This window comes from Streptomyces sp. NP160 (genome assembly GCF_006335115.1).
In the GTDB taxonomy this organism is placed as follows: Bacteria; Actinomycetota; Actinomycetes; order Actinomycetales; family Quadrisphaeraceae; genus Quadrisphaera.
The window spans coordinates 84,799-98,438 of the sequence record NZ_VDMJ01000009.1 but is presented as its reverse complement, the minus strand read 5'-3'; the positions used below and the strand labels follow the sequence as shown (position 1 = coordinate 98,438).

The 13,640-nt window shown below is 74.6% G+C and carries 9 protein-coding genes; 4 read left to right on the top strand and 5 right to left on the bottom strand.

Annotation, left to right across the window (positions count from 1 at the left end):
• Positions 1–81: 81 nt before the first annotated feature.
• The 5 genes from glgB to FHN55_RS06645 form a co-directional block, all read right to left on the bottom strand.
• A complete protein-coding gene (gene glgB / locus FHN55_RS06665) occupies positions 82–2,445 on the bottom strand; it encodes a 1,4-alpha-glucan branching protein GlgB (RefSeq protein ID WP_139711461.1) in 2,364 nt (787 codons plus the stop codon).
• A 113-nt stretch (positions 2,446–2,558) separates the two neighbouring features.
• Positions 2,559–2,993 (bottom strand): DUF4383 domain-containing protein, encoded by a 435-nt coding sequence (locus FHN55_RS06660; RefSeq protein ID WP_139711460.1) that lies wholly within the window; start codon positions 2,991–2,993, stop codon positions 2,559–2,561.
• A 105-nt stretch (positions 2,994–3,098) separates the two neighbouring features.
• A complete protein-coding gene (locus tag FHN55_RS06655; protein WP_139711459.1) occupies positions 3,099–4,616 on the bottom strand; it encodes a maltokinase N-terminal cap-like domain-containing protein in 1,518 nt (505 codons plus the stop codon).
• Complete coding sequence (gene treS / locus FHN55_RS06650) at positions 4,613–6,319, bottom strand: maltose alpha-D-glucosyltransferase (RefSeq protein WP_218974410.1); 1,707 nt, start codon at positions 6,317–6,319, stop codon at positions 4,613–4,615. Before treS ends, FHN55_RS06655 begins: the two co-directional genes overlap by 4 nt.
• Positions 6,316–8,391, bottom strand: a complete 2,076-nt coding sequence (locus tag FHN55_RS06645) for an alpha-1,4-glucan--maltose-1-phosphate maltosyltransferase (RefSeq protein WP_180357695.1) — start codon at positions 8,389–8,391, stop codon at positions 6,316–6,318. The genes treS and FHN55_RS06645 overlap by 4 nt, the downstream gene beginning before the upstream one ends.
• 248 nt (positions 8,392–8,639) lie before the next feature.
• On the opposite strand from FHN55_RS06645, the gene glgP reads away from it, so the two are divergent.
• The 4 genes from glgP to FHN55_RS06625 are packed head-to-tail and all read left to right on the top strand — an operon-like array spanning position 8,640 to position 13,494.
• Complete coding sequence (gene glgP / locus FHN55_RS06640) at positions 8,640–11,204, top strand: alpha-glucan family phosphorylase (protein WP_139711457.1); 2,565 nt, start codon at positions 8,640–8,642, stop codon at positions 11,202–11,204.
• A gap of 18 nt (positions 11,205–11,222) precedes the next feature.
• On the top strand, positions 11,223–12,038 hold the full coding sequence (locus FHN55_RS06635; RefSeq protein WP_139711456.1) for an ABC transporter ATP-binding protein: 816 nt from the start codon (positions 11,223–11,225) through the stop codon (positions 12,036–12,038).
• Positions 12,035–12,814, top strand: a complete 780-nt coding sequence (locus FHN55_RS06630; RefSeq protein WP_257570748.1) for an ABC transporter permease — start codon at positions 12,035–12,037, stop codon at positions 12,812–12,814. The genes FHN55_RS06635 and FHN55_RS06630 overlap by 4 nt, the downstream gene beginning before the upstream one ends.
• A complete protein-coding gene (locus FHN55_RS06625) occupies positions 12,811–13,494 on the top strand; it encodes an AAA family ATPase (protein ID WP_218974409.1) in 684 nt (227 codons plus the stop codon). Before FHN55_RS06630 ends, FHN55_RS06625 begins: the two co-directional genes overlap by 4 nt.
• The last annotated feature ends 146 nt before the right edge of the window (positions 13,495–13,640 follow it).

Here is a 13,640-nt window from a genome sequence, read left to right as displayed (position 1 = left end):
GGCCCGACCCCAGCACGACGGACGAGGCGGCCGCACCCCCGGGGGGGTGCGGCCGCCTCGTCGTTCGGGAGGGCGGGGAGGTCAGGCCTTCTCGTCCTCGTTCTTGAGGTACTCCGGCGGGTCTGCCGCCACGACGAGCTCGTCGAGGGCCGCGCCGTCGGTCTCACGGGCCTCCGCCTCGGAGACGTCAGCCGTCGGCTGCTCCTCCTCGGCCGGCTCGGACGCCGCCACGGCCGAGGCCCCCTCGGCCGGCGGCCACTGCTCGGGGGTGAACCACACCGCCCCCAGCGGCGGGATGCGCACCAGCGCCGAGGCCGGCTGGCCCCAGTGCGGCTCGGGCGCCACCTCGACAGACCCGCCGTTCGTCACGCCGGAGCCGCCGTAGCGGCTGTCGTCGGTGTTGATGACCTCGGTCCAGCGCCCCGCGCCCGGGAAGCCGAGGCGGTAGTCCTCGTGGGGCACGCCCGCGAAGTTGACGATGAAGACCAGCGGGCGGCGCTGGGTGTCCCAGCGGATGAACGAGAACGTGTTGTGCGAGGAGTCGTCGGCGCTGATCCACGAGAAGCCCGCGGGGTCGGTGTCGAGCTCGTACAGCGCCGGGGTCTCCTTGTAGACCCGGTTCAGGTCGGTGAGGGCCGCCAGGACGCCCGCGTGCAGCGGCTGGTCGAGCAGCCACCAGTCCAGGCCGCGGCCCTCGGACCACTCGGCCTCCTGGCCGAACTCCTGGCCCATGAAGAGCAGCTGCTTGCCCGGGTGGGCCCACATGAACGCCAGGAAGGCGCGCAGCGTGGCCACCTGCTGCCAGCGGTCACCGGGGGCCTTGCGGAGCAGCGAGCCCTTGCCGTGCACGACCTCGTCGTGGCTGATGGGCAGCACGTAGTTCTCGGAGTACGCGTAGACCATGGCGAAGGTCATCTCGCCGTGGTGCCAGCTGCGGTTGACCGGGTCCTCGCCGAGGTAGCGCAGCGAGTCGTGCATCCAGCCCATGTTCCACTTCAAGCCGAAGCCCAGGCCGCCGGCGTCGGTGGGACGCGTGACGCCCGGCCAGGCCGTGGACTCCTCGGCGATCATGACGATGCCGGGCACCCGCTTGTAGGCGGTGGCGTTGACCTCCTGGAGGAACTCGATGGCCTCCAGGTGCTCGCGGCCGCCGAAGCGGTTGGGCACCCACTGCCCGCTCTGGCGGGAGTAGTCGAGGTAGAGCATCGAGGCGACGGCGTCGACGCGCAGGCCGTCGATGTGGAACTCCTGCAGCCAGTACACGGCGTTGGCCACGAGGAAGTTGCGGACCTCGGGGCGGCCGTAGTCCGGCACGAGGGTGCCCCAGTCGGGGTGCTCGCCCTTGCGCGGGTCCGGGTACTCGTACAGCGGCTCGCCGTCGAAGCGCGCCAGCGCCCACTCGTCCTTGGGGAAGTGCGCGGGCACCCAGTCGAGGATGACGCCGAGGCCGGCCCGGTGGAGCCTGTCGACGAGGTACTTGGCGTCGTCGGGGGTGCCCAGGCGCGAGGTCGGGGCGTAGTAGCCGGTGACCTGGTAGCCCCAGGAGCCGCCGAAGGGGTGCTCGGCGATGGGCAGCAGCTCGACGTGGGTGAAGCCCGCGGCGGAGGCGTACTCGGCCAGCTGGTCGGCGGCCTCGCGGTAGTCCAGGCCCGGGCGCCAGGAGGCCAGGTGCACCTCGTACACGCTCATCGGAGCGGCGGTCGCGTCGGTGCGGGCCCGCTGGGCCAGCCACTCGTCGTCGGTCCAGGAGTACGTCGACTCGGTGACCACCGACGCGGTCAGCGGCGGGACCTCGGTGGCGCGGGCCATCGGGTCCGCCTTCTCGACCCACCCCCCGGCCTGGGTCTGGATGCGGAACTTGTAGCGGGTGCCCACGCCCACCCCGGGCAGGAAGACCTCCCACACCCCTGAGCTGCCCAGGGAGCGCATCGCGCTCTGGCGACCGTCCCAGCCGTTGAAGTCGCCGACGACCTGCACGGCGCGCGCCCGCGGCGCCCAGACGGCGAAGGAGGTCCCGTCCACGGCGCCCATGGCCCCGGGCCAGTGCCGCACGTGGGCGCCCAGGACGGTCCAGAGGTCCTCGTGGCGCCCCTCGGAGATGAGGTGGAGGTCGAAGGGGGTCAGGGTGGGCAGGAAGCGGTAGGGGTCGTCCAGGAGCTGGGCCTGCTCGCCCGGCATCGTCACCTCCACCCGGTAGTCGGTGACCGCGTCGCCCGGCATGACCGCCGCCCACACGCCGTCGGCCTGGTGGGCGAAGGGGGTGCGGACGCCGTCCGGGGTCAGCAGGACCACCTGCTCGGCCAGCGGCCGCAGGGTGCGCACGGTGATGGTGCCGTCGGGCGCCTGGTGGGCTCCCAGGACGTCGTGGGGGAAGGGGCTCTCACCCCGCGCCACCTGGCGCAGGAGCTCGACGTCGAGGCTGGAGGGAGCCGGGCTGGTGTCCATGACCCTCACCCTGGCACGAGGTCAGCGTCGCTGCTACGCCGTGGTCCGCCGCCGGCGCCGACCTCGGGCCGCGGCCGCGGCGACCGCCGGGAAGGCGGTCGCCGCGGTGGGCCTCACGCGGCGGCCGTGACCCGCGCGCGCCGGTCCGCGCCGACCGCGACGCCCAGCAGCAGCACCGCGCTGGCCAGGTGCAGCACGTTGTCGGCGTGGTTGAGCGCCAGCAGGTTGAGGTGGCTCGTCGGGGAGGCGATGAAGAGCCCCAGCACGCCGACCAGCAGGTACACGGCGCCGATCGTGCCGTTGGTCGCGCGGGCCGCCGACAGCCGGCGCGAGGCCAGCAGCAGGGCGGCGCCGATGGCCACGTGGACCACGTTGTGCAGCGGGTTCACCTCGAAGACCACGAGGGTCCGCCCGCCCGCGGGGTCGGCGAAGCCGCTGAGGCCCGTCAGGGCGAAGCCGACCAGGCCCACGAGCAGGTAGACCGCTCCGAAGACGAGGGCGACCAGGCGGTTCGTGCCGCGGCCGCCGGTGGTGGTGCTCTGGGACACGGGAGTCTCCCTCCACAAGGGTGCGAGCGGCGTGCGCCGCTCTCGGAGGGGGTTCGGAGGGCCACCCGCGGGGGACTGGGCGGCGCCGGGGTGCGCCGCCGGAGGTCACCCGTCTGCGCGCACCGGGCCGGCGAGGAGCCTGTCGACGGCGGCCAGGGGCACGGCCACCCACGCGGGGCGGTTGCGCACCTCGTAGACCACCTCGTAGAGGGCCTTGTCGAGCTCGAGCGCGTCGAGCAGCGCCCCGGCTCCGCGCGGGTCCGCTCCCGTCACCGAGGCGTAGCCCTCGCAGAAGGCCGCGCGGGAGGCCTCGGCCCACGCGGCGGCCGCCTCGCGCGCGGCGTCGGCGCCGGGCCCGTCGGGCAGGCCGACGGTCGTCTGCCGGGCGGCGTAGTCGAAGGAGCGCAGCATGCCGGCGACGTCGCGCAGCGCGAGGTCGGGCAGGGTCCGCTCCGCGAGCGGCCGCAGCGGCTCGCCCTCGAAGTCCAGCAGCACCCACCCGCGCTGCGGCACGTCCAGCACCTGGCCGAGGTGGTAGTCGCCGTGGACGCGCTGCAGCACGCCGAGCGCCGCGGCGTCCAGGGAGCCCGCGGCGCCCACGCGCTCGCGCAGCGCCGGCGCCCGGTCGGCCAGCACGTCGGCCTCCGCCAGCGCCCACTCCAGGCGCTGGCGCCAGCCGTCGGCCAGGCGGCGGGCGTCGTCGTCGGCGGCTGGACGGCTGGGGAGCTGCTCGGCCAGGGCGGCGTGCACCTGGGCGGTGGCGGCGCCCAGCGCCCGGGCCCGCTCGGAGAAGTCGGTGCCCTCGACGACGGCCGCGGTCGCCTCGCGCCAGGCGTCCTGCGCGCCGACGAGGAACTCCGAGGCGACCGCCAGGTCACCGGAGACCAGCGGGGCGGACGCGTCGGGGGAGGCCGGCCAGGTGCCCTCCACCCAGCCGGCCAGCGCCGGGACGGCGGAGACGCCGGCGGGGGCCAGCGAGGCCTGCACCTCGACGTCGGGGTTGCGGCCCTGGTGCAGGGTGCGGAAGACCTTGACGATGACGGGGGCGGAGCCGTCCTCCGGCTCCACGATGATCGAGGTGTTGGACTGCTCCCCGCGCAGCACGCGCGCGGCGCTGCCCGGCTCCGGGGGAGCGCTGCCCTCGGGGTGGTGCCCCACGGCGGTGCCGGCGTGGTCGGCCTGCTCGCCGGAGGCGTCCAGCGCCACCCCGCGGATCTGGCCGGCCAGCAGCGCGAGCAGGGCCTCGACGTAGGCGGGGTCGTGGGGGCCGTCGTAGACGTACCAGCCGATGCCGTCGGGGTCGGTGAGGACCCCCAGCAGCGACGCGGCGGCGTCGGGCCCGGTGCGGGGGGCGCGGCGGTGCACGAGCGGCACCTGCACGACGTCGACGTGGCCCGAGGAGCCGGGCGGGCCGCCGGCGGCGGTGGTCACCCGCACCACGTGCACCAGCACGCGCACGTCCTCGGGGTCCGCCCAGGGCAGCAGGATGCGGCCGACCACCTCGGTGCGCGCCTCCCGGCCCTTGGCCGGGTACCAGCGCTGGTGCGGCACCCACGGCCCCAGCAGGTCGTGCAGGTGCGTGCCCGTCGTCGGTGCGGTCCCCGTGTGCGGAGAAGCGGTCACGTGCGTACCCCCAGCCAGTAGAAGTCTCGCGAGCCCAGCGTCAGCTGGACCGAGCCGGTCTCGGGGACGCCCGGGAAGCGCGCCCCGCCGAAGAGGTCCACCAGGTGCGCGCCGGCCAGGCCGGGCACCTCGACCACCGCCGCCTGCGGGGTCTGCGACAGGTTCATCACGCAGAGCACCGTCTCCGGGGCGTCGCTGCCGATGCCCGGGGTGCCGGCGTCCAGGACCCGCAGGAACGCCAGGACGGCGGGGTTGTCGGCGCTCAGCGCCTCGAAGGACCCCAGGCCGAAGACGGGGTGCGCCCGGCGCAGCGCGAGCATGGCGCGCGTCCAGTGCAGCAGGGAGGAGGGCTGCGCGAGCTGCGCCTCCACGTTGACGTGCTGGTAGTGGTGGGTCAGCGACTGCACCACCGGCAGGTACAGCTTGCCCGGGTCGGCGGAGGAGAAGCCCGCGTTGCGGTCCGGCGTCCACTGCATCGGGGTGCGCACGGCGTCGCGGTCGGGCAGCCAGATGTTGTCGCCCATGCCGATCTCGTCGCCGTAGTACAGGCACGGGCTGCCGGGCAGGCTGAGCAGGAGCGCGGTGATGAGCTCGAGCTCGGGGCGCGAGCCGTCCAGCAGCGTGGACAGGCGCCGCCGGATGCCGATGTTGGCGCGCATGCGGGCGTCGGGCGCGTACCAGCCGTACATGGCGGCGCGCTCCTCGGTGGTGACCATCTCGAGCGTCAGCTCGTCGTGGTTGCGCAGGAACGTGCCCCACTGGCCCGTGGACGGGATCGGCGGGGTGTCGGCGAGGATGTCGGTGATGGGGGCGGCCCGCTGGTCGCGCAGCGCGTAGTAGATGCGCGGCATCACCGGGAAGTGGAAGCACATGTGGCACTCCGGCTCCTCCTCGGTGCCGAAGTACTCCACCACGTCGCGCGGCCACTGGTTGGCCTCCGCCAGCAGCACGCGGCCGGGGTACTCGTAGTCGACGACGGAGCGCAGCTGCCGCAGGAACTGGTGGGTGCGCGGCAGGTTCTCGCAGTCGGTGCCCTCCTCCTCGAAGAGGTAGGGCACCGCGTCGAGGCGGAACCCGTCGATCCCGAGGTCCAGCCAGAACCGCACCGCGTCGAGCATCGCCTCGATGACGGCCGGGTTCTCGAAGTTCAGGTCCGGCTGGTGGCTGAAGAAGCGGTGCCAGAAGTACTGCCGGCGCACCGGGTCGAAGGTCCAGTTGGACGTCTCGGTGTCCACGAAGATGATCCGCGCGTCGGAGTACCCCTCGTCCGTCTCGGACCACACGTAGAAGTCGCCGTAGGGACCGTCGGGGTCCGAGCGCGACGCCTGGAACCACGGGTGCTGGTCGCTGGTGTGGTTCATGACGAGGTCGACCACCACGCGCAGCCCCCGGGCGTGCGCCTGCGTCACCAGTTCCACGAAGTCCGGGAGCGTGCCGAACTCGGGCAGGACCTGCTGGTAGTCGCTGATGTCGTACCCGCCGTCGCGCAGCGGCGAGGCGTAGAACGGCGGCAGCCACAGGCAGTCGACGCCGAGCCACTGCAGGTAGTCGAGCTTGCCGAGCAGCCCGGTGAAGTCGCCCGCGCCGGAGCCGTTGGAGTCGGCGAAGCCCCGGACGAGCACCTCGTAGAAGACGGCCCGCTTGTACCAGGCCGGGTCGTGGCGCAGCCCCGTGGAGGTGAGGTTGAGCCCTGGCACGCTCACGCGGCGGTTCCCTCGCCCCCGTCACCCGGCGCGACGCGGGTCACCGACACGACGTGGAACGGGGTGGTGTCCGGCCCGAGCTTGACGTAGGTGTTCTCCCACCAGGTCCAGGTGTCGCCGCTGACCAGGTCGCGCGCCGTGAACGGGTCCCACGGGGCCAGGCCGAGGGCGGCCATGTCGAGGTGCACCGTGGTCTCGCGCGTCGAGTGCGGGTCGAGGTTGACGACGACGAGGACCACGTCCTCCGCGCCGGTGGGCGACTGCTCCGCCGGCACGCGGCGCGAGTAGACGAGCACGTCGTCGTCGTCGGCGGTGTGGAAGGACAGGCCGCGCAGCCGCTGCAGGGCGGGGTGGTGGTGGCGGGCGTAGTTCAGCTTGGCCAGCAGCGGCGCCAGCGAGCGGCCGGACGCGGCCGCGCCGTCCCAGTCGCGCTGCTTGTACTCGTACTTCTCGTTGTCGACGTGCTCCTCCGCGCCCGGGCGCGCCACGCTCTCCACCAGCTCGTAGCCGGAGTAGATCCCGTAGGTGGGCACGGCGGTGGCGGCGATGACGGCGCGCAGCGCGTGCGCGGCGGGCCCTCCGTACTGCATGTACGGCGTGAGGATGTCGTGGGTGGTGGGCCAGAAGCTGGGCCGCAGGTAGTCGGCGGTGCCGCCGTGCGCGGCGTCGCCCTCGCCCGGCTCGTCGCCCCCGGTGGTCAGCTCGAGCAGGTAGTCGGTGAGCTGCTCGCGGGTGTTGCGCCAGGCGTAGTAGGTGTAGCTCTGCGCGAAGCCCACCTTGGCCAGCGCCCGCATCATCGACGGCTTGGTGAAGGCCTCGGACAGGAAGAGCACGTCCGGGTCGACCTCGCGGACCCTCGCGATGAGCCACTCCCAGAACACCACGGACTTGGTGTGGGGGTTGTCGACGCGGAACAGCTTGACCCCGTGCTCCACCCACAGGAGCACGACGCGCAGCACCTCGGCGTAGATGCCCTCGGGGTCGTCGTCGAAGTTGACCGGGTAGATGTCCTGGTACTTCTTGGGCGGGTTCTCCGCGTAGGCGATGGAGCCGTCGGAGCGGCGCGTGAACCACTCCGGGTGCTCGCGCACCCACGGGTGGTCCGGTGAGGCCTGCAGCGCGATGTCGAGCGCCACCTCCAGGCCGCGGTCGTTCGCGTACCGCACGAAGTGGTCGAAGTCGTCGAAGGTGCCCAGGTCGGGGTGGATCGCGTCGTGGCCACCGGCCTCGGAGCCGATGCCGTAGGGCGAGCCCGGGTCTCCCGGCTCGGTGGTCAGGGTGTTGTTGCGGCCCTTGCGGTTGGTGGTGCCGATCGGGTGGATGGGCGTGAGGTAGATGACGTCGAAGCCCATCGACTTGGCCCTGTCGACCGCCGCGGTCGCGGTCCGCAGGGTGCCGCTGTGCCAGGCGCCGGACTCGTCGCGCCAGGCGCCCTCCGAGCGCGGGAAGATCTCGTACCAGGCGCCGACCAGGGCGCGCTCGCGCTCGACGCGCAGCTGCATCCGCGGGCCGGGCGAGACCATGTCGCGCAGGGGGTGGTCGGCGAGGACCGCCTTGACCTCCTCGGCCGTGCCCGCGGCCAGGCGCACCTCGGCCGGGCGGCCGGTGTCGCGCAGGGCCCACGCGGCGCCGTGCAGGGTCTGCACCACATGCTCGGGCAGGTCGTCGCGGGCGGCGGCGCGCTCCAGGAGGATCGCCCCCTCGACGAGCATGAGCTCCACGTCCACCCCGGCGCGCACCTTGATGGTGGCGTCGTGGTCCCACGTGCCGTAGGGGTCGCTCCAGCCCTCCACCCAGAACGTCCAGTCGCCCGGGGCGTCCGGGACCACCCACGCCTCCCAGCGGTCGGTGCCGGGGCCGAGCGGGGTCATGGTGGTGCGGGTGCGCACCGAGCCGTCCGGGCGCGCCAGGACGGCGGAGGCGTTCACGGCGTCGTGGCCCTCGCGGAAGACGGTGGCCCGGACCGGCACGGCCTCGCCGACGACGGCCTTGGCGGCCCAGCGGCCACCGTCCACCGAGGGGCTGGTGTCGATCACCGGGATGCGCCCCAGCCCGCTGGGGGAGGGGCCGATGAGCGGCTGCGCGGGCTGCTGCGGGGGCTGCTGCGGGCGCGCCGCGGTGTCGGCCCTGGTGTCGGCGGGGGACTCAGCGGTCACGACGGCGAACCTATCGAGGCGCTGGTGCGGACGACAGCCGAGATCCCGGGGCGGCACGGGTCCCGGCGGCGCGCCCGCGCACCTCCCCCGCGGGGGCCCCGGACCGCACCCCGGCCTGATCACCCCTCGCCGTCCCGGCACGCGCTGGCATAGGTTCGGCGGCTGTGAGAGCGATCCGACGGTTCACCGTCCGCACCGCCCTGCCGGAGGCGCTGGCGCCCCTCGGCGAGCTGGCCACCAACCTCCGGTGGTCCTGGCACGCCCCGACGCAGGACCTCTTCGCGAGCCTCGACCCGGAGAAGTGGCGGGCCCTGCGCCACGACCCGGTCGCGCTGCTCGGCTCGCTGTCGCCCGAGCGCCTCGCCGAGCTCGCGGCCGACCGCTCCGTGGTCGCGGCCGTGCGCGCGGCCGAGCAGGACCTGCGGGCCTACCTCACCGGCGACCGCTGGTACCAGCAGGAGGTCGCCTCCTCCGGCGGTCCGGCCGCCATCGCCTACTTCTCCCCGGAGTTCGGCATCACCTCGGTGCTGCCCCAGTACTCCGGCGGCCTGGGCATCCTCGCCGGCGACCACCTCAAGGCCGCCTCCGACCTCGGCGTGCCGATCGTCGGGGTCGGTCTGCTCTACAAGGCCGGCTACTTCAAGCAGGCGTTCACCCGCGACGGCTGGCAGACCGAGACCTACCCGGTCTCCGACCCCGACGGGCTGCCGCTGACGCAGCTGCGCGAGCAGGACGGCACTCCGGCCGTCATCTCGCTGCCGCTCCCGCACGGCCGCACGCTGCTGGCCCACGTGTGGAAGGCCGACGTCGGCCGCGTCCCGCTGCTGCTGCTCGACTCCGACGTCACCGGCAACGACGAGGCCGCCGCGAACGTCACCGACCGCCTCTACGGCGGCGGCGGCGACCACCGCCTCCAGCAGGAGCTGCTGCTCGGCGCCGGCGGCGTGCGCGCGCTGCGCCTGTGGTCGCGCCTGTCCGGCGCCCCCGAGCCGGCGGTGTACCACACCAACGAGGGCCACGCCGGGTTCCTCGGCGTGGAGCGCATCCGCGAGCTGACGGCGGAGGGCCTCACCTTCGACGAGGCGGTGGAGGCCGTCCGCGCCGCCACCGTCTTCACCACCCACACCCCCGTGCCGGCGGGCATCGACAGGTTCGGCCGCGACGCCGTGTCCGAGCACCTGGGCGGCTCCGGCTTCCTCGGCGACGTCCCGCTCGACCGGGTGCTGGCGCTCGGAGCGGAGGACTACGCCGGCGGCGACCCGTCGGTGTTCAACATGGCCGTCATGGGCTTCCGGCTGGCGCAGCGCGCCAACGGCGTGTCCGCCCTGCACGGCGAGGTCTCCCGCGGCATGTTCGCCGGCCTGTGGCCGGGCTTCGAGGCTGCCGAGACGCCCATCACCTCCATCACCAACGGCGTGCACGCGCCCACCTGGGTGGACCGCAAGGTCGTGGAGCTGCTGGCCGCCTCCGGCGGCGGCGAGGACGCCTCGAACCAGTCCGGCGGCGCGGCCTCCCTCGACGGCGCGGCCCTGTGGGCCCTGCGCGGGGAGCTGCGGGCCCAGCTGGTGGCCGACGCCCGCCGCCGCGTGCGCTCCTCCTGGCTGCGCCGCGGGGCCTCCCCGGCGGAGCTGGCCTGGGTGGACGGCGCGCTCGACCCCGAGGTGCTGACCATCGGGTTCGCCCGCCGGGTGCCCACCTACAAGCGACTGACGCTCATGCTGCGCGACCCCGACCGGCTCAGGGCGCTGCTCACCCACCCGGAGCGCCCGGTCCAGCTGGTCATCGCCGGCAAGAGCCACCCCGCCGACGACTCCGGCAAGCGGCTGCTGCAGCGCATGGTGCAGTTCGCCGACGAGGCCGGCGTGCGGCACCGCATCGTCGTCCTGCCCAACTACGACATCCGGATGGCGCAGACCATGTACCCGGGCGTCGACGTGTGGCTCAACAACCCGCTGCGCCCCCTCGAGGCGTGCGGCACCTCCGGCATGAAGGCCGCCCTCAACGGCGGCCTCAACCTGTCGATCCTCGACGGCTGGTGGGACGAGTGGTTCGACGGCGAGAACGGCTGGGCGATCCCCACCGCCGACGGCGTCGAGGACCCCGACCGCCGCGACGACCTCGAGGCCGCCGCGCTGTACGACCTCATCGAGACGCAGGTGGCGCCGCGCTTCTACGACCGCGACGCCGACGGCCTGCCCGGCCGCTGGCTGGAGATGGTCAAGCACACCCTCGGCACGCTGGCGCCCAAGGTCCAGGCCACGCGCATGGTGCAGGACTACGTGAACACCCTCTACGTGCCTGCGGCCACCTCGGGGTCCGCGCTCGCCGCCGGCGACTTCGCCGGGGCCCGCGACCTTGCGGCGTGGAAGGGCCGCGTCCGCGCGACCTGGGGCGGCGTGCGCGTCGACCACGTCGAGTCCGGCGGGGTCAGCGACTCCCCGGAGGTGGGCGACGAGGTGCGCGTGGCCGCGTACGTCTCCCTCGGGCAGCTCTCGCCGTCCGACGTCGAGGTGCAGGTGGTGCACGGGCGCGTCGACGTCGACGACGAGCTGGTCGAGACCTCCACCGCGGCCCTGGCGCTCGAGGAGAGCTACGAGGAGGGCCGCCACCTGTTCAGCGGCACCGTGGTGCTGCGGCGCTCCGGCGCGTTCGGGTACACCGTGCGCGTGCTGCCGCGCCACGGCGCGCAGGCGAGCCCGGCCGAGACCGCGCTCGTCACCAGCGCCTGACCGACGGCTGACCGAGCGGTGATCGACGTCCGCGGCCTGCGGCGCTCCTACCCGGGTGCCGCGGGCCGCGGGTCCGTCGAGGCGGTGGCGGGCCTCGACCTGCACGTGCCCGAGCGCAGCTTCACCAGCCTCATCGGGCCGAGCGGCTGCGGGAAGTCCACGCTGCTGCGCGCCGTCGCCGGCCTGGAGGACCCCGACGACGGCGAGGTGCTGGTCTGCGGGCGCCCGCCCGGGGCCGCCGCCGCCGACAAGCAGATCGGCCTGGTGCCGCAGACCCCCGCGCTGCTGCCGTGGCTGACCGTCCGCGGCAACGTCGAGCTGCCGCGGCGCGTCAACCGCGCCGCCGACCGGCGCCTGCGCCGCGGCGGTGGGAGCGCCGAGCGCGGTGACGCCGTCGAGGTGCTGCGCGAGGTGGGCCTGGGCGGTGTGCTCGAGGCGTACCCGCACGAGCTGTCCGGCGGCATGCAGCAGCGCGTGGCCCTCGCGCGAGCGGTGGCGATGCGGCCCCGGGTGCTGCTGCTCGACGAGCCGTTCAGCGCCGTCGACGAGATCACCCGCGAGGCGCTGCGGCGCCAGCTGCTGGCCCTGTGGGAGCACGTGCCCACCACCGTGCTCTTCGTGACGCACTCCGTGCGCGAGGCCGTGGTGCTGTCGGACACCGTGGTGGTGATGGCGGGGCCCCCGGGGCGCGTGGTCGACGTCGTGGAGGTGGGGCTGCCGCGCCCGCGCGCCGGCGGGGACCTGGGTGGCCCGGCGATGCACGCGGTCGAGGACCGCCTGCGCCGCGAGCTGGCCGCCGCCTGGTCGGCGGGCCGCCCGTCGGAGGCCTCGTGAGGAGCTGGTGGCGCCCGTCCGCCTGGGCACCCGCGGTGGTGGCGCTCGTGGTGCTCGCGGCGGTCTGGCAGCTGCTGGCCGCCCACCTGGTGGCGCAGGGCCAGACCTACCTGCTGCCGCTGCCCGCCGACGTGCTCTCCGAGCTGGCCGGAGCTCCCGGCACCTACCTGGCCGACGCCTGGACCACGCTGTCGACGGCGCTGCTGGGCGTGCTGCTCGGCGGCGTGCTGGCCGCGGCGCTGGCGGTGGTGCTCAGCGAGGTGCCGCTGCTGGCGCGGGCCGTGCTGCCACTGGCGGTGGTCCTCAACACCACCCCCGTGGTGGCCTTCGCCCCAGCTCTCGTGGTGGCGTTCGGCTTCGGCCGGACGCCGAAGGTGCTGGTCACCGCCGTCGTCGTGTTCTTCCCCGTGCTCGTCACGCTGCTGCAGGGCCTGCGGGCGGCACCGCCGGACGCGCTCATGGTGCTGCGGTCGCTGCGCGCCTCCCGCAGCGAGGTGCTCCTGCGGCTGCGGCTGCCCTCCGCGCTGCCGGCCCTGTTCACGGCGCTGCGCGTGGTGCTGCCGCTGTCGGTGGTGGGCGCGGTGGTGGCCGAGTTCGTGGCGGCGGGCTCGTCCTCGGGGCTCGGCACGCTCATCACCACCTCGGCGGCGAGCTACCAGCTGGCGCCCGTGTACGCGGCGATCATCGTGCTGGCGGTCATGGGCGTGCTGCTGCTGGGCGCCGTGGTGCTCGTCGAGCGCCGCGTCCTCGCGCGCTACGCCCCCGGCCGCCGGTGAGCGTGCCGGCCGCCCTCGGGCACGTGCGCTGGCTGGGCGGGGGCAGCGGCGCCGGGAAGTCGACGGTGGCCCGGGCGCTCGCGGCGAGGGACCCGTCGCTCGTCGTCGTCGACAGCGACGCCCTCATGGCCGACCACGCCCGGCGTGCCGACCCCGCCGGCAGCCCCGAGCTGGCGCGCTTCGCCGCCGCGACGCTGGACGCGCGGTGGCTCGGCAGGACGCCGGAGCAGATGCTCGAGAGCTTCCACTGGTACCGCGGGGAGGCGTTCGACCTGCTCCTCGACGACGTCGCCGCGCTGCCCGGCGACCGTCCGGTGCTCGTGGAGGGCTTCCGCCTGCTGCCGCCGCTGGTCGCACCGCTGCTCGCCGAGCCGTCCCACGCGCTGTGGCTGCTCCCCACCCCGGCGTTCCGCCGGCGCGCGTTCGCCGAGCGGGGCTCGCTGGACGACGTCGCGTGGCGCACCAGCGATCCGCCGCGGGCGCTGGCGAACCTGCTCGCGCGCGACGCCCTCTTCACCGACCGGCTGCGCGGCCAGTGCGCTGACCTGCGCCTCCCGGTGCTGGAGGTGAGCGGCTCGCTGTCGGTGGAGGCCCTGGCCGGCCGCGTGGGCGCGGCGCTCTGGATCGCGGGGACAGGCGGGTCTGCCGTCCGGTCAGGACGACCACGTCGGCAGGGCTGAGGGCCCTGCTCCGGCTCCCGCAGCGCGCGGTGGCCACGGCGGGCTCCGCCGGCTCCTGACCGGCGGCATCCCCGGCTGAGCCCAGCACCTCCACGAGTGCGGAGTCCGGGGTCNNGACCCCGGACTCCGCACTCGCGAGCGTCCGC

Excerpts from the sequence above, each read along its gene's own strand:
- glgB (WP_139711461.1), bottom strand. The coding sequence starts at position 2,445 with ATGGACACCAGCCCGGCTCCCTCCAGCCTCGACGTCGAGCTCCTGCGC.